The sequence below is a fragment of the Sphingobacterium arenae genome (assembly GCF_014692505.1).
GTDB lineage: Bacteria > Bacteroidota > Bacteroidia > Sphingobacteriales > Sphingobacteriaceae > Sphingobacterium > Sphingobacterium arenae.
This window is the reverse complement of sequence record NZ_JACNYK010000001.1, coordinates 1021688-1042685: the sequence shown is the minus strand read 5'-3', so window position 1 is coordinate 1042685 and position 20998 is coordinate 1021688. Positions and strand designations below refer to the sequence as shown.

The following is a 20998-nucleotide window of genomic DNA, read 5'->3' as shown; positions in this document are numbered from 1 at the left end:
GTAAAGATTATATTCACGATTAGGGCTGTATGCATATACTCTTCAAAGCAACCGCATACCCCGCACTACCGTAGTTGCTTCTTCTTTTATCCGACCAGTTGCCGCGTTCACCCATTACGGTGACGACCACAGTATAGGTATCTTTCGGTAATGCCGGACTCACAAATTTGAGCGTTTCGGTAGGATATAAACAATACATATCGACAACGGACTCTATGATCGTATTACCTTTTTGATCCCGTATACAAACTTTCGCATACCCACCGTCCGGCCGCGCCACACCGTATAATTTTAGACCTGTTCCGGTAAACGTGTGCGAAAAATGATCGTCTTTATTATCTGATCGATAAATCGCCATGCTGTCTACTTTCCAATTGCCTTGAAAGTTCACCGCATCCAGAACTTTCCCTTCGATCTCCGTTCCTTGCGTTTGCAAGAGTTTATATTGCCCTGTGGACAAATCGACCGTCCAAGATTCCTGATAAGCCGGAATAGACAGATGTTCTCCATCTATCTCCAAAGGCTGCCACACATAAGTCGCCGCCGAATTCTGCTTCGGAAACGACCAACGGTCGCCCATATACATAAAAGTGGTATCCTGTGTGCCCATAATTGGCAGTACAAAAGAGCACTGGGAATTCCAGGTCAAGCTACCCTCGGGTGCAAACAAACCTTGTTCTGTCCACGGGCCAGCGATGTTCCGTGCGGTATGATACTGATTATCGTTGCGCTCCCAGCTGGTCAGATTGGAACTCAGCAGGAAGTACACACCGTTTTTCTTTAACATCGCAGGGGATTCGCCCATACCCGGAACATTGCTGGCGACTTGCTTTTCAATTCCACGGTAATTGGCTGTCAACTGGTAAATGTCTCCGTGATGTACCAAGAGATACCCCGTTCCGTCTTCATCTTGGAACGCGCCCATATCCCATCTCCGGACCGGCTTCCCTTCGTACAGAATAGGACCTTTGAACGTATAAGGCCCGGTGATATGTTGTGCTGTCGCATACCCTACATATTGATCCTTATAGTTTAAGGAATCTACATGCATAAACATGACGTACTCACCTGTGGTTGGTGATTTCATTACTTTCGGACGTTCACCAACCCGGTTCGGTCCTAACTTCCCCTCTTCTTGCACAGGCAACGCCATACACTCAAATGTCCAGTTGTAGAGATCCGTCGAGGAATAGCAGGCAAAACCGTTAAATACATTGGCCGAATCAGTCTTAAATTCACCGAATAAATAATAGCGATCCCCCTCTTTTATTATACCTGCACCGTGCGCACTTACGGTATTCCTATGCTGGTCAAACCAAGGAACCCCGGAATGGATCGCGTCGTAGGCCGGTTGTTTAAAATGAGTTTGCCCATCGCTGCAAATAGTTATACAGGCAAACAAAAAAATTATTATCAGTCTTTGGATCATGTCTATAAATGTATGTAATAACACCACAGGTTGCAACCTGTGGCAACCTGCGGTGTTGCTATCTAATACCCCTCATTCTGTGGATATTCTCCGGTGTCGCGATCAATAACCGTTTGCGGAATTGGTCTCCGATAGTATTTTTCATCCACTGTACCGGCAGGATTTGTCATTTTGGTCAATATATTATGTTCAAATGCCCGTTCTAGTCTATGCGTACGCTTCAAATCCAACCATCTTTTATACTCTCCCACTTGCTCACGAGCGCGTTCATCCAAAATAAAATCCAATGTTACATCCGCCGCCGATATAGCAAGATTTTGCCCTTCCTTTGCCGCACGGTCACGAACAATATTCAGCATTTCGGCTGCCTTATCTGGCTGTCCTGCTTTAAAATAGGCTTCTGCAGCAATAAGATACGTTTCTGATAACCGGAAAATAAAGATATCACGAGAACTTCGGTGATTGTTTTCTGAATTTCCAAATGCTGTTGCCTCTGGATCAAAAAATTTACCAACCATGGGGAATTTCATTTCGCCGCCTATTCCATTAAAATCTTGCTTCCATGCCTCGAAACGAACAATTTCTACATGAGGATTTGCGGCTTTTAATGCTTGTGCATCCTGATCGGTAAAAGGTTGATCCGGGTAAGGAAAATAGAAACGTAAGTCTCCTTTCTTTATCGGTACATTTCCTAAAAGGTCGTCTTTGGTTGCGTAAAAATTGCTGATAAACGTGACGTCATACCGGGCATCTTTTGCAGTATTATAAAGTGTGTACAAAAATTGTGTTGGCATAAAATCCGACAAGCGCCGATTGTAGATATCTGTTTCTTCATGAAAGCCGGCTTCACGCCATTGTCTCCAGCCGAAAAGTACATTTTGTCCATTCCCAGTCCCTAACGACGGCTTTAGGCTTGTTTGGTCATACTGTACTGAAAAAATAATTTCCTTATTTTGCTGGTTCTTCGGATCAAAAACAGCGGCAAAGCTTGGCTGCAAAACATATACGCCTCCATCGATTACTTCTTCTGCAAGTTTAACTGCTTTGAGAAAATCATCGGTATTTCCAAAATTCTTATATCCTCGCGTAAGATGTATCAGTGCTAAGAGGTGCTTACTCGCGTCACGCGTCACGCGACCGAATTCTACTGCTGTGCGATCTGCCGTTTCGATAGACTGCTGTAAATCAGCAATCATAAAATTGTAAACTTCTTCTTCACTTCGGGGCTCAAAATGGGTGATCGCGGTATTGATCTCTTCCTCCACAATAGGAACATTACCAAAATTCTCCACCAACAGGTAATAATAGTAAGCACGGATAAAGCGTACCTCTGCTAGACGTCTGTCCCGTAGTTCACCCGATAAATCGGGTATGTCATCCACTCTATTTATTGCCGTATTACAGCGCTGGATACCGCTATAAGCCGCTTTAAAAAACCGATCTATTGCCGAATTATCCGCCGTGAGCGTTTTATATTCGTTGAGCGCGGTAGCACGAATCACTAAGTCCCCCACTGTTCCACTAACCGGTTCAATTTCTCCTCGTGTCATGATATCTGTTCCATACTCAAATAAGCTTGGATTGATATCATAAATACTGCGGAGTGAGGCGTAACACGATCTAACGAGCGATTCGTAACCTTCGGCGTCAATATAAAAATTTTCGGCAGTAATACCCGACATATTATTTTCCTCCAAAAACTTGGTGCATGAAGCCATATTGCCAGTAAGGAGACTAATCGCTATATAATAAAATATCTTTTTCATGTTATCGATTTAAGAATTAAAAGGATAGATTAACACCGAAAAGGTAAGACGCTGAGCCAATTGCCGTGCCATAACTATTTTGGCTCGGCCATTCCGGATCAAAGCCTTCATATTTACTAAAAGTAAATGGGTTGGTTGCTGTGGCATATACCCGAAGGTTTTGTAAGCCAATTCGGTTGATTAATGATTTGGGCAACTGATACCCTAATGTGATATTACCGACACGCACAAAGTTTACCGTACGATAATTAATAATCCCCGCGTAAGGCCCAGGATTTCCCGGCTGAAAATGTGTCTGCGACGGATTATTTTCTGTCCAATAATCTACCTGAACCTGATTGTAAGGTGAATTATAATTCATCAGCGTTGCATCAAATGAACTATTATACTGTTCTCCTTGACGGGTGTATACCAATATGTATAAGTCGATATCTCCATACTTAAATGTGTTTCCTATAGCGCCCGTCCATGTCGGCAATCGCTTACCGATAATCGCCCGATCATTCGCGTTGATAATACCATTATCATCTAAGTCTTTAACTCTAACCTGTCCCGGTGTCTGATTATATCTTGCGGCTTCTTCTTTCTCGTCCGATTGCCAAATACCATCAAATACATAGTCATAATTTACCTGCGCAGGTTCTCCGATAAAAAGCTTATTACCTATATCATCCCGTTTTCCTCCACTTAGCTCAAGAATTTTATTCTTATTCTTATCGAAGACAAAATCAGTTTTCCACATAAATTCTCCAGTATTGATATTAATGGTAGACAATCCCACTTCTATTCCGCTGTTCTGCAATTTTCCAATATTATCCATAATAGACTCCCATCCAGATGGTGCTGGCAATAACCGGTTAAGGAGAATATTATCAATTTTCCGATCATATACATCTACATTCCCTGTAATCCGTCCCTGAAAAAAGGAGAAATCTAGACCGGCATTTAGCTCCTTCGTCCGCTCCCATACTAAATTTTTATTCGGTAATTGATTTGGCGCATAGCCAGGAGAATTTATACCTCCAAAATCGTAGTACGCTTGCCCCAAAGCTGCTTGTGTCAAATAAGGGTCTATCCGGTCATTCCCGCTCACACCATAACTTAAACGTAACTTCAGATCCTGAATAGTCGAAATATCAGTCAGAAAATCTTCTTGTGAAATACGCCAAGCGAAGGAGGCTGACGGAAAGAAACCCCATTTATTCCCCTCCGCAAGTCTCGAGGATCCATCCCATCTTCCGGTAGCCGTTAATAAGTATCGCTCATCAAAGCTATAGTTAACACGTCCCATAAAGGAAACGAGCGTAGATTGTGTAAATCCTGAACCATATTCCCGTACATTCGGTCCCGTCGCCAGATTGTACCATAATGATTTATAAGGCAGCCCCTCTGCTGTGATCAAATTGGATTCCATACGATCTTTCTGCATACTCTGCACGACAGTTGCCGTCAACTTATGAACGTCTATTTGTGTTTCATAGATAGCCTGATTATCCAACACCCAAGTAAACTCTTCTCTTGTCGTATTGTTTCCCTGTGTGGGGAGCGTTCCACCAAGACGTTCTTTAGAAAGCGGCCCGAAGTAATGTCCCGCTCGTCGCGCATAATAGCTTGGCGAGATAGTTGACTTTAATGTCAGTTCCTCGATAGGCTTAACTTGAAGATAAAGATTACCAAAAGTTCTGAAACTGCGGGAGTGGCGAATTTCATTTTCCTGATCAAATGTAGGGTTAGTAACTGGATCTACTCCGTAAACCCGAAACACACGTTCACCATTTGCATCGTAAGGACCTGCAACTATCGGTGGCAAACGATAAGCTGACCGAAGTGCTTCGGAACTACCAATGTCTCGAAGATTTTGTGCCATATACATATTAAGACCGGCCTTCCATTTATCATTGATTTCACGATCTACATTTCCACGGATACTATAACGTTCAAAGCCCTCCGGCGCCACATTACCTTCTTCTTCAAGTAAACCTGCACCAATAGAAAAACGTGTTTTATCGTCTCCTCCACTTGCAGAAACGTTGTGGTTCATTTGGAGACCATTTTGTAATATTAATGAAGGCCAATCTGTAAAATTTCCGGCATCAATCCGCTCCCATTGTTCTGGTGTAAAGAAATCTGAGTTGCTGCGAGAGGCATCTCTGCCCTGTGCCTTAAACATTTCTGTCCGAAATTGCACGTACTCTTCCCCATCAAACATATCAGGAAGATTAGCGGGTCTTCTAGAACCAATATAAGCGTCGTAAGCGATGGTCGTCTTTCCACTTTTACCGCGCTTGGTTGTCACGATGATAACCCCTTTGGCCCCTCTTGAACCATAGATTGCCGTAGCAGAAGCGTCTTTCAACACATCTATTTTTTCAATATCTGTAGGGTTTAAATCTTCCAATCCGGCACTGGATGGAACCCCATCAATGACCAACAACGGAGCGTTTGAACCGCCTATGGAGCTAACTCCTCTAATATTTATATTAAAACTGCCGCCCGGCTTTCCTGCATTCTTCGTAATCACTACGCCGGGAACCTGACCTTGCAATGTACCGACAGCATTCGGCATCGCAGCGCGCGCTATTGCTTCTGCACTTACTGATCCGATGGCACCCGTAACATCAGACTTTCGCTGTGTACCATATCCCACCACCACGACTTCATCCAAGCTAGACTCCTCACTTTCCAGAACCACATCGACAATTACCGACTTTATCGTCACTTCTTGGTCCACAAAACCTACCGAGGAAAAAGTCAACACATCACTGCGTTGTGCTGCAATGGTATACTCGCCATTTTCATTTGTTGCTGTTGCGTTATTTTTTCCTTTGACAGCGACACTCACACCTACCAAAGGAAATCCTTCCCCACTTTTCACCGTACCCGTAACCTGCTGTTGTGTTGTTATGAGTGGCTGCACAAACATTTTGGCAGATTTTTCTTCCGCTACCTGCACCACGATCGACTTTCCATCTACAACGTAAGTCAATCCGCGGTGATTGAAAATCGTATTCAAAGCATTTCGAAGAGGAACATTTTGGAGACTGACCGTCACCGGATCGGATTGTTTTAAAATAGCTACGTCACAGATAATCGTATAGCCCGTCTGCTTCTTAATTTCCCGGAACACATCCTTCATTGCTGCTTCCTTCCGGTTTAGGCTGACCGTCTGTGCCAGTGCACTTGCATAGCTTTGCACGGAAAAGGCAACGATAAGAAATAGGATTAATTTCATAATGATTAAGTTTCTATAGTCGCGCAATAGATAGCGCCACCATAGGAATAAAACGCAAAATTTCATTACTTTTGATTGGTTTTTAAGTTTACATGAATAGTTTATAACACAGTTTATGGAAGTTAAACCATCTTGACTGGGGAAGCTCCACCTTTCCCAGTTCTTCGTTTCTCCTTCCGAATGCGTAAAAGTCTTTATTTCATAAAGTACACCCTCCTTCCCTCAATTTTTACTTTTACATGTTTATTCGTCAGCTGGATCAGCTTTAACACTTCACCGAAGTTTTCCTTTCGTGGTACAGAACCCCAGAGATAGAGATCTTTCAAAGCGGGATCAACATCTATTTCCAAATTATACCATCGCCCAATCTTACGCCCAGCGCTCATCAAGCTTTCTTCGTTGAACATGAACTCTCCATTTTTCCAGGCGATATATTCGTCGATATTCACATTTTGAACCCGCAACTGTTTACCTTGCACGATGGATTGTTGACCCGGATGAAGTACCTGGCGATCCTGTCCATCCACCGAAACCACTACCTTTCCTTCCACAAGTGTAACCGATGATTTACGCTCCTTCGGATAGGAATTGACGTTAAAATGGGTCCCTAAAACTTCAATATGCTCCGTTGGTGTTTCCACAACAAAGGGCTTTTGTTTATTCTTGATAACTTCAAAGTAGGCTTCTCCCGTCAGTTGTACTACGCGCTTTGTCCCGGTAAACGTCTGTGGGTAACGTAGCTCACTTTCGGCATTCATCCATACTTTGGTACCATCAGCCAAAACCACATAGAAGTCACTTCCCCGGGGTACGGATAGGGTCATCATGGCATCGTTCACTGGTGCTCCGTCTTCAAACAAGGGGCTTCCATCAGCATAGCGGAGCTGCTCGCCCGTAATAATCCCACTTTCTTCCGAGCGTAGTTGTATGTTCCGCCCGTCCGAAATAGACAGCACGGCCCCATTTTGGCTTGGCAGAATATGCGCTGCTACTTCCATGGCATCTGCAGGTTGAACGTCCTCCGAAGGTTTCAACAATAAAATACCCGACACCAACGCAATACATGCAGCGGCACCCGCCAGCCAGTAGCGAAGTCGCTTCCTTTGATCCACACGCTGTATCCGCTTCGTTTCTTGTATCCGATCGAGAATCTTTGCTAAAAGAGGGTCATCGGCTCCTTGATCACGATCTTGGGACAAACTGTTATAGAGCTTAACCGCTCTTATAAACCGATCGTTGTCGCCCATTTCGTCGAACAATTCCTTCAACGATGGATGCTCCTCGACGTAGGCCCTGACATCAGCTTCAACAGATTTATCAGGAGCTGTATGTATAAAATATCGTTTCCACTGAAGGACAATTTGATCTATTCGTTGCATGGATTTATAATCGTATTGTAGTAGTGGGACACACAAGACGGGAAAATCTTACACAAAAAATGAAAATAATTTTAAACAATTGATTATCAACAAGAAAATATTATCTCGACAAGCGAAGAATAGCATTATCTCATAAACAGGGCTTGTAACAAAGACAATGTCACTACGACTCCTTTTTTCATCAGCAATTCGCGCAGAGTCGCAATAGCACGGGAACGATTCGCATAAACTGCCGTCGCGCTGAGCTGCAGCTTTTCACTGATTTCTTCCACATTTAGGTCTTCCAAAAAGGTATACTGAAAGACCTCACGTTGTTTCTGCGGTAATTTATCCACCTCCTCCAAAATGCTTTTGATCAATTCGGTACGTAGTATGCCCGAAAATATATCCTCATCAAAGCCCGTTTCCTGAAAGTCGGCCGGTACATCTTCCAAGGATACAGGCTGGGGTTTGCGCAAATAATTCAAACTGGCGTTCTTAGCAGCGGTATAAAGGTAGGCTCGTAAACTGTCTACACGATGGAAAATATCGCGCGCATTCCATGCTTTAACAAAGACATCGGCCACGATATCTTCCGCGGTCTCCCGGCTTCCCACATAACGTATCACAAAAAAAAGTAAGGGCTGACGATAAAGACGATATGCCGCAACCAATCCTTCTTCCTCTCCATTACGCAAATCATCTATAAAGATGGTATTTTCCATTCCACTATATAGTCTATATTGTGTCCGTATAAAGCATGCTAAAATACAAATCTTTTCTCACCCATGCTTATATTTGGTTTATGCCGTGGAATCGTATTTTACGATGTTTCTATATTATCGCATTCGTGACGACCTATATTTTATAAAAATTATTAAAACGACTATTATCCTTAATCTCCCAAATAATACGATGGAACCGGTGCTTGCGGATAACCCTGTGAGCGTTGGAGTACATAACTTCTATAAATGGGATCCTGCATTAAGGTCACCTTACGATCCTTCGCCGGAATATCCGTATGATAAACCCGTAGTTCGCCCGGCAGGGCAGTCACCACCTCCTCACGCCAGTCACCAAATAGGTCTGCAATCATAATAATATCGCCGTAGATACCATTAGCAATTTTTGCACCTTTCCAATAGCCTATCGACTGACTCCTTCCTCCCGACGTGGACTCTGCTCCCCAACGGTTATCATCCCCGAAAAACAGTTGGCGGATATTTCCGGCATCCCACCAAATCCAATTTCGGCAAGGCGGGACATCCGCATTGGAAGCCAGCTTTTTTCCGTCCGCACTCAACATATATTTATCTGTAGAGCCACCTTTTTTGTCTTCTGAAGCGAAACATTCAAGTCCCGGGCGGGTAGGATCGATATCTGCCACCATGCCGTCTCCCACGTGAAAAGTTTTATGCCCAACTCCCCAGATTCGCTCTCCGCTACTTGCATCGACCGTACTCACGCCATAGCCGTTGTCTATCCAAGGTTCAATAGCGAGAAAGACCTCCATACCCTCCCGATTGGGATCTATATCGGTAAGATAGGCTTTATCGGAATGCCCTAGACCTGTTGACCAGCGTAATGTTCCGTTGCTATTGAGCATACAGGAGCCAAGCAGAATCTCATCCTTTCCATCACCATCCACATCACCACTCACCATATTATGCGCTCCCTGACTTCGTACAACCGGATTCTCTTCGTCACCGTCCCATCGCCATAACCGTTCTAATTTACCGTTATTAAGCTGCCAAGCATCTACGACCATCAGTCGATAAGTGCCTCGTGTTGCGAGAATACAAGGCGTCTTACCATCTAAATAAGCCATACCGATCTGATTCCGGTTCTGACGATTTACATCCCCGTATCGGTTATTCCGTTCCGGCCAGTCCACACGGACTATCTCCTCTCCGGTCATCCCATCCAAGACTGACAAATATTCACTGCCCCCATATATGCGTGCAGCATCGTTCTTTAGATAATCATCTCCGGCAGTTTTTAAGGCAATTTCGGCTTTTCCGTCTCCATCAAAATCATACGCGATAAAGGGTGAATACCACACACCCGGTTCAATCCCTAGTCCTAAATCCTTCGTCCATAAATACGTACCGTCGTGCAAATAGGCCTCAATCTTATAAGTTGTACCGTCATCCGGTGTAGGAACGCCGGGGTCTACATTACTATTCGGATGGCGAATGATGTAATCGTATTTTCCGTCACCATTTAAATCCGCTACTGCTACTCTACCCGCTGTTACATTTGGGTCTTTCAATTTTATACAATGGTAGTTTGCTTCATCGCCAGCAACTGGTGTTAAAGATATTTTCTCACTTCTCGTTTTCTCTTCCCCGTTGACGCTCTCCACCCAATACGTTGCATGCGCAGCTTTACTCGACGTATCCACAAAATCTGTTGTAGCGGTTATTGGTTTTTGGTTCAGTTTTTTCTCTTTGTTATTCACAGAGCGATATACATTAAACGACACCGTCTCCGCATCTGTTTGTAACAGCCGCCAGCTGATATGAACCGCACCTTTCTCTTTCATATGTGCCAACGTCAATCCACGACCAAGAGGTTCCACGGCCCGTTTCGATGCAAACCCATTCACTTCCGGCTTGGTCGCATGGTTTGGTTTTAAAATCTCATACATATAGTGGCGTTCTCGGGTATCTTGTGAAAAGGCAGGAGCTATAAGGAGCAACGTCAATACGATACAACAAAGGGTTTTGATACGCGTCATAGTGTGTGTTTTTGTAGAATAAATTCCTTTTGATATATGGATTTACATCTGGTATTCACGAATATAACCATATATTATATCGATGGCAACCTGCACCGTCCTGCCTACAAAACACCTGCTGTAAGTATTTGAATTGCGGCGTTTTATCATACATTGACTAGGATACCACAGGTTGCCTACATGATAAAAAAAGTATAGTATTGTAAATAGTGTAACTTATTCATACAACCTGTTATATGAAAAAAATCAAAACAACTGTCCTCCTATCGTTCTTGTTCCTATTGAGCACATCTTTATCTGCTCAAAATAAAGACAACACCATTGAAAAAGACCTTACTGGATACCTCTTTACTTATTTCGGAGGAGGTGAAAACGGTGAGGCAGTCCGGTTTGCCATTAGCTTAGATGGGTACAACTATTTTGCACTCAATGACAACCAACCTGTTTTGAATAGCAAAGAAATTAGCTCTGCCGGTGGACTGCGGGATCCGCATATTCTGCGTGCTGAAGATGGAAAGACATTCTATATGGTCGCGACGGACATGATGGCTTCCAAAGGATGGGATTCTAATCGCGCTATGGTGCTATTAAAATCGACCGATCTCGTTAACTGGAGTTCCAATATTGTCAATATCCAACAGAAATATCGTGGACAGGAAGATCTAAAACGGGTATGGGCGCCACAGACGATCTATGATAAAGAAGCTGGCAAATACATGATCTATTGGTCGATGAAACATGGAGATGGCCCGGATATTATTTATTATGCCTACGCAAATGCAGATTTTACCGATCTGGAAACGGAGCCAAAACAATTGTTTTTTCCGAAAGATGGTAAACCATGTATTGATGGCGATATTATCCACTATCAAGACAGCCTCTATTACATGTTCTATAAAACCGAAGGCCATGGGGACGGTATCAAACTGGCTACAACGGCGTCGCTTACCTCAGGTAAATGGGAAGAAAAAGACGGATATAAACAACAAACGCAGGAGTCTGTCGAGGGCTCCAGCGTCTTTAAGCTGAACAATTCGGATACTTATATCCTGATGTACGATGTTTACCGCAAAAAGGAATTTCACTTTACGAAAAGTGAAGACTTGGAAAACTTCACATCCATTGATCAAGAGGTATCGATGGATTTCAAACCGCGCCATGGCTCGATCGTTTCGGTTACCAACGAAGAGCTGCGAAGACTGATTGACAAATGGGACAAACCAGCAGGTTTTCCGAAGATCAACAAAAATCCCATTATAGCCGGTTATTACGCTGATCCAGAGATTATGTATTCGCAGAAAGACAAAAAATACTACTTATACCCAACCAGTGATGGATTTATGGAATGGAGTGGTCATTATTTTAAGACGTTCTCCTCTGAAAATCTCGTGGACTGGAAGGATGAGGGTGTGATCCTGGATCTGGCAAAGAATGTTCCCTGGGCGCGTGAGAAGGCTTGGGCTCCGTGTATCATCGAGAAAGAAAAAAATAGCAGCTACAAATATTATTATTATTACACCGGTGCAGGGAAAATCGGCGTAGCCGTATCGGATAAGCCGACCGGGCCATTTGTCGATTCGGGCAAGCCTTTGGTCGACTGGAAACCGGAGGGAATAAACCGGGGTGCCGAAATAGATCCCGATATATTCCATGATCCGGTATCGGGAAAAGACTATCTCTATTGGGGCAATGGTTACGTTGCTGTTGTCGAATTAAACGACGACATGGTATCGATGAAAAAAGAGACATTGCAAACATTTTCTCTACCGCACTTCCGGGAAGCGGTGGAAGTTTTTTACCGCAAGGGGATTTACTATTTCCTCTATTCGGAAAACGACACCCGCAGTGAGGACTACCGCGTTCGCTACGCGATGTCTAAATCTCCGACAGGACCTATGGAAATTCCGGAAGACAATCTTATTTTGTCAAAAGTCCCTGAAAAGGGAATATATGGCACTGGGCATAATTCCGTACTGCAAATACCCGGTACAGATCAGTGGTACATCGTCTACCATCGCTTTAGCCGTCCAGACGGCATCGATATGGGACGAGCTGCAGGGTATCATCGGGAAGTTTGTATTGATAATTTAGCGTTTCATGAAGACGGAAAAATAAAAAAAGTGGTGCCGACTTTGTAATCGGCACCTACCATTTATTCTACGATCTTATATACCTCCGTTCCGGCAAGCAATACACAGCCTAAACCATAATCCTCAAAGTCAGGCATCTTGTCCACAGTAACCGGTTGGCCATCTTTAGGCTCTTTCCCCGTGGATTGCACGTAACCTAAAAATCCATTCGGTTGGATCGCTTCGCTGCTGATCGCTGTCCAACCTTTTTCTACTACAGGCAAATATGTCGCTTTATCCAAGATACCGTTGTTCAAACCCCAAGCCATGCCATATACAAAAAGCGCTGTGCCCGTTGTTTCTTTCCCGCCATAGTGATTCGGATCGTGCAAACTCACGTTCCAAAAGCCATCTGCACGTTGCAAAGGCGCTACGCCCTCAGCCAAGTTCTTAAAATCTTGTAGATACTCCGCGTAGTGCGGGTCGCTGGTCGGTAACTCTTGCAATACAAGCGCCAATGCTGCCAACACCCAACCATTACCACGAGACCAATAACAATCTTCACCGTTCGGTTCGGTATATGGCGGTATAAAATCCTTATCGCGCCACCATAGCTTATCTTCCGAATTGTACAGTCCATTCCCGCCTTCCACATATTTAATATGATGGTACATTTTGTACATGTAATCGAAATACTTTGTGTCATTCAACGTCACACCTAGCTTCACAAAAATCGGCATCGCCATTTGTATCGCGTCAATCCAGGTCCAGTCGTTGTAACGGCCGCTATTGATCACCGAATCGATATTCATTTTAATCGCTTCGATCCGGATTGGCTGTGGATCAATACGGTAAAGATCAATATAGGTCATCCCACAATTTTGGTTATCCGCATGTCGGGTATACACTTCGCCACGAACAGGCTTCCAGTCGTGTTTGTCACCCCATTCTATGGCGTAATCGTAATATCGTTTGTTTGGGTCTATCCCGTAAAAAGCCATGAGCCCTTCGTAATACACTCCACGTGTCCAGATATTGGCCCGACGTTCCTTATTGGTGATGATATTTTTCCCTGGATCGGGCCACTTTTTCATGAAATAATCATTCGCCAAACGCAATTGCTTCACCACCTCTTGTTTTGTCGTGAAGTTTTGGGCTGTGGAAACAATGCTTCCACAACCCAATAAAATAAATAGAAATAGCTTCTTCATATTACACTACGGCATCTTTTTAAATCCTTCTTTTTTTATCTTCCATGTGCCATCTTTCGGAAAACCCGGAAATTCGCCGTCCGAAGTATCCCACCCTTCGAGCATCATCGCCACGGCGGTCAGTGTACCCCCATTCCCGGGCAGATAGATACGTAATCGTCCATCCTGGTAGTTGTGTCCATTTTTGAGATAGGTATTCGTCTGGATATCCATAAAGAGCGCATCCAACGCTTTCTCAGGTAAATTCAAGCGAGCCGCGTTCATCGCCGTCATCGGGAAATCCCATCCCCACGTTTTTTCCCACGACCATTTCGCCCATACGGTATCCAGCGTATTCTTCATTATGGCTTTATCCAATTTAGGCGATTCAGGAACCATGCCCAACGCGCCAAGTACGGCTGGATGGTCCGTCATCCATTTGGGGAACGTGTATGAGTCTGTCGCTGTTTCGGTTGCCAAATAAACATCGTCTTGCATCGGTAATACAGCCAGCTTGTTGATCACTTCATCCCAAGCCTCCACGCGTGGCTCTCCTAAACGCTCTTTCCACTCCTGTGCTATGCGTAACGCCCAATCCCAATAAGCAACCTCATAGGTAGGGTTGATGGTCTTCGCAGCGGGAAAAACTTCCTGTGCTGGAATCACACCCAATCCTAAGTTATACCGATCATTTTCCTCATCATAATAGGCATAATCTGCCATAAACTCGGCGGTAGCAAACACGAGGTCTTTATATTTTTCTAAAACACTTTTATCCTGCTGATCGCGATACGCCAATTCTGTCATATAGATGATATGCGGTTGTTGCCATATGAGGAAGGCCGCTACCGACGAAGGGCTTTCATTCCCATCGTTGTCTGACATTTTAATCCACCGCACCCCTTTATATCCTTGACGTTCTGCCAGTGCTTTTGCTTTTTCAAACGTATGGAAATAATAGTTCAATGTCTTTTCCATAATCTCCGGACGCCCCCAGAGTGCAAAATGCACACCATGCCACCAGTGCATCTCGGTGTGTGGTTTGCCATACCAGCTATTGAAGGTAAGTCCTGTCTCTTGAGGAGGGTTGTCTCCACCGCACTGTACTTTTGTCAGGTATTGAGATAGCACCAAACGGCGTTCCAATTCATGCGCCCGCGGGTCGGTACTTCCTTCAAAATCTACTGCGGCTCCGCTTTCCCAAAACGCTTTCCAACTTTCCTGACTTTCTTGAGCAGCTTTTTCATAGGTCGGCGCAGTATCGGTAAAACTGTTTTCCTCTGCAAAGGCGAAAGAAAATTCAAATGTATCCAAATCCGACGCCGGTTGGTAGACAAAATAATGTTTATCTGCCTCTGCGATCGCTCCTTTGCTGTAATTCAAACCCGTGAAATAGTTTGTTCCCGAAAGAATATGCTCCAATACAGCCGATTCACCGGTTTGGGCAACAATCTTACTCTCATGTTCCTCCGCCTGACCGTAATAAGCGGCTTCATCCAGAAACTGCCCTGACGGATAAGGATAACGTACAAACACTCGCAGGCGTTCGGCTGCGATCAACGGTGACGATACTTTTACCGTAATTTTATCGGCTGATTGTGCCGCCGCTGTCCACACTTCTACCAGTTCTTCTTCGATCGTAAATTTACTATGGATTAATCCTGTCCATAAATCCAATGTTTGTTCAGCCTGCTGAATATCCTCTACACTCGCCGGCTCACCGTTTTTCAAAGTAAACGCCAAACCTACGTTTCCAAGCTGCAGGCGGTGGGGATTCACCCGGTAATATTCTGTCGCTCCGGTATTCCGTCCACCTTCTTTGTGCTGAACGCTGTATTTTGCATCCCGTCCTTCATGATTAAAATCATATGATTTTAAGGTTTCTTCAAACAAGTAGTTTTCATCGTTATCGAAGGTATTCCATCCCCATTCCGATTGTGTACCCAATGAGACGCCTTTTTTGTAATATACCGGAAAGGACTGCATCCCGGTGACATCTACCGTATAAGCAAACACACCATTTCCAACGGTTAGTGAAGCCAGCGTATCGGCGGATTGATTAACGATATTGTGACGCTGCACAACCGCTTTTCTATCAATTTTTTCGCTCTCGGGCGTCGTCTGGCAGGAGGCGAAGATCAAGAGGGCCGCTCCAAGTCCCGTTATCAAATTTCTGCTCATCTATATGTATTTTTTGTATGTTAGCAATAGATTTTATTTTGTCAATAATGTGGCGGCGATAAGCCCCACCACCACGTCGTTTGTCTCTGCAATAAGCTGTAATGCTTTCAAGTTTTTCGAACTATCTAAAGGTAAGTCGAGTATGGTTGCCGCACCGCCGTCAATCCCTCTACTATTAAGCCCTTTAATCTCCGTGTACCTCTTCCATTCACCCCCACGATATAATTCTCCTGTTTTGAGTGCTACACGATAAGGGATGTCCTCATCGGGAATCTCGAAAGCATAATTATCATCCAGATAATCCTGTTCGATCGGCCACCAGTTTGTCGGGTTTTTCAATTCCAAAACAGCTTCTTCCCCATCCTCATACAGCACTTTGACCCGCGCATTTACCATCTGGGATTGCATCGGGTTAGTCGAGCCAGCCATCAATAGGTATACCTTATCTGCCTTGCCGGCTAACGGTATTTCCTGCACCGTCGGATAATTATCCCATTGGCTGACAAACGTCACGTTTTTTGTTTTCCCTTTAATCAAGAATGGAATACCTAGATAATTTACTTCTTCGTTATTACGCGCCGCCATTAAGCCGCTATCAGTGATCGAAGGCTCTACCAGTGGATAGCACCAATTGCCAACACCTTGCCACGGCAACTGTAGTGTAGGGAGAGTCGTCCGTGGCGATAAGTAACGCTGCTTAAAAATATCGCTGAGCTGCGCATTATAATGCGTTGAGAGATCTTGCGTACGGTATGTCCCTTCGTTTTGCAGCTCCCACTGTACATGTTTCACCGGTATCTGCGTTCCCGCCACATCGATCTGAAAAACATTGGTACCCTTCGTCAGCGAAGCACTTGGCAATTCGATTTCCGTAATATTTGATGGCGAAAACGATACGGCCTGCTCGAACCCGGCTTTTTCAATGCGACCATCCAATTGCCTATCCGTATAATTTCGTAGACGCAGCTGTTGCATCCCCTTCTTAATTTGTGCATCCGTGTCAACCGGTGCCGTCAAAGAAAGGTCTACCGCGTGCCACCAAGTCACGTTTCCCTGCTTCAGTTTCGCAAAGAAAGTACCTTTATGCTCTTTCTGTACAAAGGAAAAAACTTGTTCTGTTTGCGCGGTAATGAGCTGCTGCGGATCGTAGATATCGACAAGTTTCACATTTGTTGATAGCGGAAGCGTAAATTCCTCCGTATAGGGATGTTCGATCAAGGCATTCCCCGGGAAATCCAACTGACCCAAACCGTTTATTTTTACAGAAAAATCTGTTGCGGCAAGAGCTTCAAACGTCAACACGGGCTTATTGATAGACGACCTCTTAATCGACCAATCTACCGGCTCTCCGTTCACCTCTACAGCGTTTATATAGGCAAAATTAAGCGGCACTTCCATTTTTAGGGTTACCGGTTTCGTATATTTCGTATGGATGTCGTAATAGAGATTCTCCGCTTCTCGCCGAAAGGCATAACGCCATTCGGGAAGCTCAATCTCGGCAAAATCCCAATCCTCCGGGAATCCTGGCTTCACCAATATATGTTCATCCAACAGTTTGGGGTAAAACCCGAAAAGGCCTTCCGTTAGCGTCCGTGAAGCCACCCCGATGGGATCTGCAAAATCCCGGTATAGTTCGCCGCGGAAGGCATCGTAATGCGACAATTGTTGAAAATTACCCGGACTTATACCATGGTACATGCTTTCCATGATATTGCTCTTCCAAAGCCGGAAGGCGTCGTCCTGTCGTCCCGATTGCCAATAGGCCAAGGCTCCCTGCAAGTTCTCTGCGAGCGCCACGTTGTTGACCGACCACGTATAGGGTTGCCAGGTAGTTGTCGCTAAGGTGTAAAGATCCTCGTGCTCCTGCCCTTCAACCTTAATAGGGATATGAGGCAGGTGATTATCGATATATCGGGTATTTTGGTAGCTGTCAAATTCATCCAGTAAATAGGCGTCTGCGATGTGATAGATGGTCCATAGTCCCGGTTTGTCGTGCACCAATTGCTGGCCTAAAGCATCCTGATATTCGGCAAAATAGCCTTTTTCTTCTAGCCAGAGTCGTTCGCGTAACGCCTTACCGATATCCGCGGCTTCCTTTTCGTAAAGAAAAGGATCTTTCCCAAGCAGTTTAGCTAGTTTTGCAGCGGCTTTATTCGCTCTATAATTGTACGCGGAAGTGTGGGCTACGCCTCCTCCCGAATACTGTAACCCGTCACTGGCCCATATGGCACAATAAGCATCATAGAGCCCTCCTCTTTTGAAATTACGACGCTCCCAATCGAGGTGACGTTCAATAGTAGGCCACATTTCCCGTAGGTAAGTCAAATCGCCCGTATAATCAAAATGCGTAAACATTTGATCAAAAAACACCAGGTTCATATCATAATGGTGGGCTACCGTATTATTATTCGGATTTCGGGAAATATACCCGCTCGAAAACATAGATGTGCCCATTTCTTCAATATGACGTGCCAAATGCAAGGCGGTATCCATAACGACTTTGGCATTTTCAGGTTCCAGCACTTGCGAATTAGCATAGCTCGAAAAATGCTCTTTTGCCCGGTCGTGCCAGCCCAATGCATCTGCTGAATATGCTCCCCTCCATGCATTCAAACGCATGCGCCAAGCTACTGCACCATGTAAAAAGGTAGGGCTTTCCCACACGCCATCAGCAGCAACCGCCAAAGCGGAACCAAACGTATTCAAGAAACGATCCGGTGTTTTTAATTGTATCCGCTCTGTCAATTGCAAACGCGCCTGTTCAGCACGGCCATAGCGTTCCACAAGTTCTTCTTCGGAATATACTTTCTTACCTAAACGACCTTTAGCTACTTGAATATATATTGGTTTATGCTGTAATGTATAAGAACTATATACGATTGGATGGCCGTTGGTCCCCGTCTGCGTGAGTTTAGCTAAATCTTCCAATACCGTCGCATCAGAAAGTTGAAGCTGGTCGGTAGCTGTGAATGTGCCGTAGACAAACTCCTCCTTTCCTTTCCCATCCAGGTAGGCTAACTCGAAACTATTTTGCACGAACTGGTAGCGATTATTGACGCTATATTCCGGCAATAAGTAAAAGCCCGATTCAGGATCGGCTCCAATATCTCCACCGCGGCTGAACTTGCGCCCGCTGGCTCCACCATAGATCGCATGTAATTTAGCCCCCTCGGCGACACCAGTTGCATCCAGTTTGACGATTAGTCCTTCTTCGTCCGCCTGCGCTAACACCGTAATATCTATATGACCGCTCCCAATGAACGCATCTTGTATCTTATATACCATCGAACCGGGACGATATCTCGTCTCAATATGTTCTGCTTCGATCAGTTTCTTGAAAGAACCTCGATTTTCTAACACAAATTGCAAATTTCCGGCCATCCCGGGCATATATAGCGCAAATTCTGGCAGGTCTCCAGCTTCTACCCGAGAGGCCTTATGGTTTCCATACAAAGCCCTATTAAAACGGTATGTCCCGTTGACGAGTAGGAAATCTCCATTATCCTCCGTATAATGTAAATTACGGAGATTGTTCTGCCAATGCTTGGACTGTGCCATACCTGTAAACAAACAAACTCCACTAAGCAGGAGCACGGCTACCAATCTAATTATCATAATCATTAAAAGAACTATACACTTTACCGTTTATTTCCACATTTTCCAAGGTCACATTTTTGAGATGATCAACATCATACGCCTCTTCTACACCGTTTATTTTACAATTGATCATCGTAAAGCCCGTCACCGGCGACGATTCGTAAGCATTTGAACGTACCGCATATTGACCTCCCTGGCTGATCTCCAAATTTTCTACCCAAATATGACGGATAGTCGGGATATACTCTCCTTCCTTATCGTAAAACATATTGAAACGCACTGCAGCATCTTTGTATTGCCCCACTTTGATGTTATAGAAAAATACATTTTCAATAATTCCACCACGCATAGAATTGGTTTTGATGCGTAGGGCTCTATCGAGTTGTGGGCTATCCATTGTATTATTCAGTGCGTAAATGTTACGAGCTCCACCGGCGATTTCGCTACCGATCACCACACCGCCGTGACCGTCTTTCATCATACAGTTCTCAATGATGTAGTTTTCTGCCGGACGTCCCATGTTACGACCGTCCTCATCTCTTCCGGATTTAATCGCAATACAGTCATCCCCAGTATCAAAATAACAATCGCGAATCCAAACATTCTTAGACGCTTCCGGATTGCACCCATCGTTATTCGGACCATGTGCAATAACACGCACACGCTCGATCAGCACGTTTTCGCACAAAACAGGATTTAGATTCCACATCGGACCATCAATCACTTCTACATCGGCGATCCACACGTTTTTACATTTATAGGGTTGTATGAACGTCGGTCGTAAGAAATGCCCGTGACCAAAGACCCGCTCTTCTACAGCGCGCTGCTCCGCCGTGTATTGATGGATTAATTTACGCGCGTTTTTTTGGTTGCCCGCTCGTGTTTCATCCCAACCGTATTTAGGATTGCCAACCCAGTACCACCAATGGTCTTTGTTGGCATTTCCATTTAACAAGCCTTTTCCTGTTATGGCAATATTTTCTTGCTCATAAGCGTAAATAAACGGGGAGAAATTTATACAATCGGATCCTTCCCATCGCGTGTGTACCATCGGATAATCTGAACTGTCTCTACTAAACAGGATAGTAGCGCCATCACTCAGGTGCAGGTTGACGTTACTTTTCAAATGAATAGCTCCGGTTAGAAATTCGCCTTTTGGCACGACGACGCGTCCACCCCCCTCCGCATGGCAAACTTCGATCGCTTTTTGAAAGGCTTCGGTATTTTTGGTAATACCATCGCTCTGTGCCCCGTAAGCTGTAATCAAATAATCCTTATCCCGAAAAACAGGTTTTGTTATCTGTTTTTTCAAGACGTCAATCTCGGCTAAAGGCTGTTCCGTAGTGGTCCAGCGGTTTCCTTGCCCCATCCCCATCGTCACCAGACAACACAAGTACAAACTTCCCAATAGTTTTTTCATTCTCATTTTTTTAGTC

Annotated in this window: 11 protein-coding genes; 1 reads left to right on the top strand and 10 read right to left on the bottom strand. The window is 44.6% G+C overall.

The features are described from left to right. Positions 1-19: 19 nt before the first annotated feature. From H8B17_RS03885 to H8B17_RS03860, 6 genes are all read right to left on the bottom strand, one after another. Positions 20-1429, bottom strand: coding sequence for a family 43 glycosylhydrolase (locus H8B17_RS03885; protein WP_190307827.1), 1410 nt, complete (start codon positions 1427-1429; stop codon positions 20-22). Between the two features lie 62 nt (positions 1430-1491). Next, positions 1492-3195: a RagB/SusD family nutrient uptake outer membrane protein gene (locus H8B17_RS03880; protein WP_190307826.1), complete on the bottom strand. Its 1704-nt coding sequence runs from the start codon at positions 3193-3195 to the stop codon at positions 1492-1494. 16 nt (positions 3196-3211) lie between these two features. Beyond that, on the bottom strand, positions 3212-6427 hold the full coding sequence (locus H8B17_RS03875; protein WP_223816352.1) for a TonB-dependent receptor: 3216 nt from the start codon (positions 6425-6427) through the stop codon (positions 3212-3214). Between the two features lie 194 nt (positions 6428-6621). After that, positions 6622-7806 (bottom strand): FecR family protein, encoded by a 1185-nt coding sequence (locus H8B17_RS03870; protein ID WP_190307824.1) that lies wholly within the window; start codon positions 7804-7806, stop codon positions 6622-6624. Between the two features lie 125 nt (positions 7807-7931). Then, positions 7932-8510, bottom strand: coding sequence for an RNA polymerase sigma factor (locus H8B17_RS03865; protein ID WP_190307823.1), 579 nt, complete (start codon positions 8508-8510; stop codon positions 7932-7934). A gap of 170 nt (positions 8511-8680) precedes the next feature. Further along, positions 8681-10525: a rhamnogalacturonan lyase family protein gene (locus H8B17_RS03860; RefSeq protein ID WP_190307822.1), complete on the bottom strand. Its 1845-nt coding sequence runs from the start codon at positions 10523-10525 to the stop codon at positions 8681-8683. Positions 10526-10761: 236 nt separating this feature from the next. On the opposite strand from H8B17_RS03860, the gene H8B17_RS03855 reads away from it, so the two are divergent. After that, positions 10762-12663: a family 43 glycosylhydrolase gene (locus H8B17_RS03855; RefSeq protein ID WP_190307821.1), complete on the top strand. Its 1902-nt coding sequence runs from the start codon at positions 10762-10764 to the stop codon at positions 12661-12663. Positions 12664-12677: 14 nt separating this feature from the next. Here the strand turns inward: H8B17_RS03855 and H8B17_RS03850 are convergent, their stop codons facing one another. The 4 genes from H8B17_RS03850 to H8B17_RS03835 are packed head-to-tail and all read right to left on the bottom strand — an operon-like array spanning position 12678 to position 20982. Then, positions 12678-13805 (bottom strand): glycoside hydrolase family 88/105 protein, encoded by a 1128-nt coding sequence (locus H8B17_RS03850; RefSeq protein ID WP_190307820.1) that lies wholly within the window; start codon positions 13803-13805, stop codon positions 12678-12680. A 6-nt stretch (positions 13806-13811) separates the two neighbouring features. Then, a complete protein-coding gene (locus H8B17_RS03845) occupies positions 13812-15965 on the bottom strand; it encodes a hypothetical protein (RefSeq protein WP_190307819.1) in 2154 nt (717 codons plus the stop codon). A 33-nt stretch (positions 15966-15998) separates the two neighbouring features. Then, positions 15999-19586 (bottom strand): DUF4450 domain-containing protein, encoded by a 3588-nt coding sequence (locus H8B17_RS03840; protein WP_223816351.1) that lies wholly within the window; start codon positions 19584-19586, stop codon positions 15999-16001. Next, positions 19570-20982: a glycoside hydrolase family 28 protein gene (locus tag H8B17_RS03835; protein WP_190307818.1), complete on the bottom strand. Its 1413-nt coding sequence runs from the start codon at positions 20980-20982 to the stop codon at positions 19570-19572. Before H8B17_RS03835 ends, H8B17_RS03840 begins: the two co-directional genes overlap by 17 nt. Positions 20983-20998 lie beyond the last annotated feature (16 nt).

Coding starts and splice junctions, on each gene's coding strand:
- H8B17_RS03885 (WP_190307827.1), bottom strand. CDS start 1,429: ATGATCCAAAGACTGATAATAATTTTTTTGTTTGCCTGTATAACTATT.
- H8B17_RS03880 (WP_190307826.1), bottom strand. CDS start 3,195: ATGAAAAAGATATTTTATTATATAGCGATTAGTCTCCTTACTGGCAAT.
- H8B17_RS03875 (WP_223816352.1), bottom strand. CDS start 6,427: ATGAAATTAATCCTATTTCTTATCGTTGCCTTTTCCGTGCAAAGCTAT.
- H8B17_RS03870 (WP_190307824.1), bottom strand. CDS start 7,806: ATGCAACGAATAGATCAAATTGTCCTTCAGTGGAAACGATATTTTATA.
- H8B17_RS03865 (WP_190307823.1), bottom strand. CDS start 8,510: ATGGAAAATACCATCTTTATAGATGATTTGCGTAATGGAGAGGAAGAA.
- H8B17_RS03860 (WP_190307822.1), bottom strand. CDS start 10,525: ATGACGCGTATCAAAACCCTTTGTTGTATCGTATTGACGTTGCTCCTT.
- H8B17_RS03855 (WP_190307821.1), top strand. CDS start 10,762: ATGAAAAAAATCAAAACAACTGTCCTCCTATCGTTCTTGTTCCTATTG.
- H8B17_RS03850 (WP_190307820.1), bottom strand. CDS start 13,805: ATGAAGAAGCTATTTCTATTTATTTTATTGGGTTGTGGAAGCATTGTT.
- H8B17_RS03845 (WP_190307819.1), bottom strand. CDS start 15,965: ATGAGCAGAAATTTGATAACGGGACTTGGAGCGGCCCTCTTGATCTTC.
- H8B17_RS03840 (WP_223816351.1), bottom strand. CDS start 19,586: ATGATTATGATAATTAGATTGGTAGCCGTGCTCCTGCTTAGTGGAGTT.
- H8B17_RS03835 (WP_190307818.1), bottom strand. CDS start 20,982: ATGAAAAAACTATTGGGAAGTTTGTACTTGTGTTGTCTGGTGACGATG.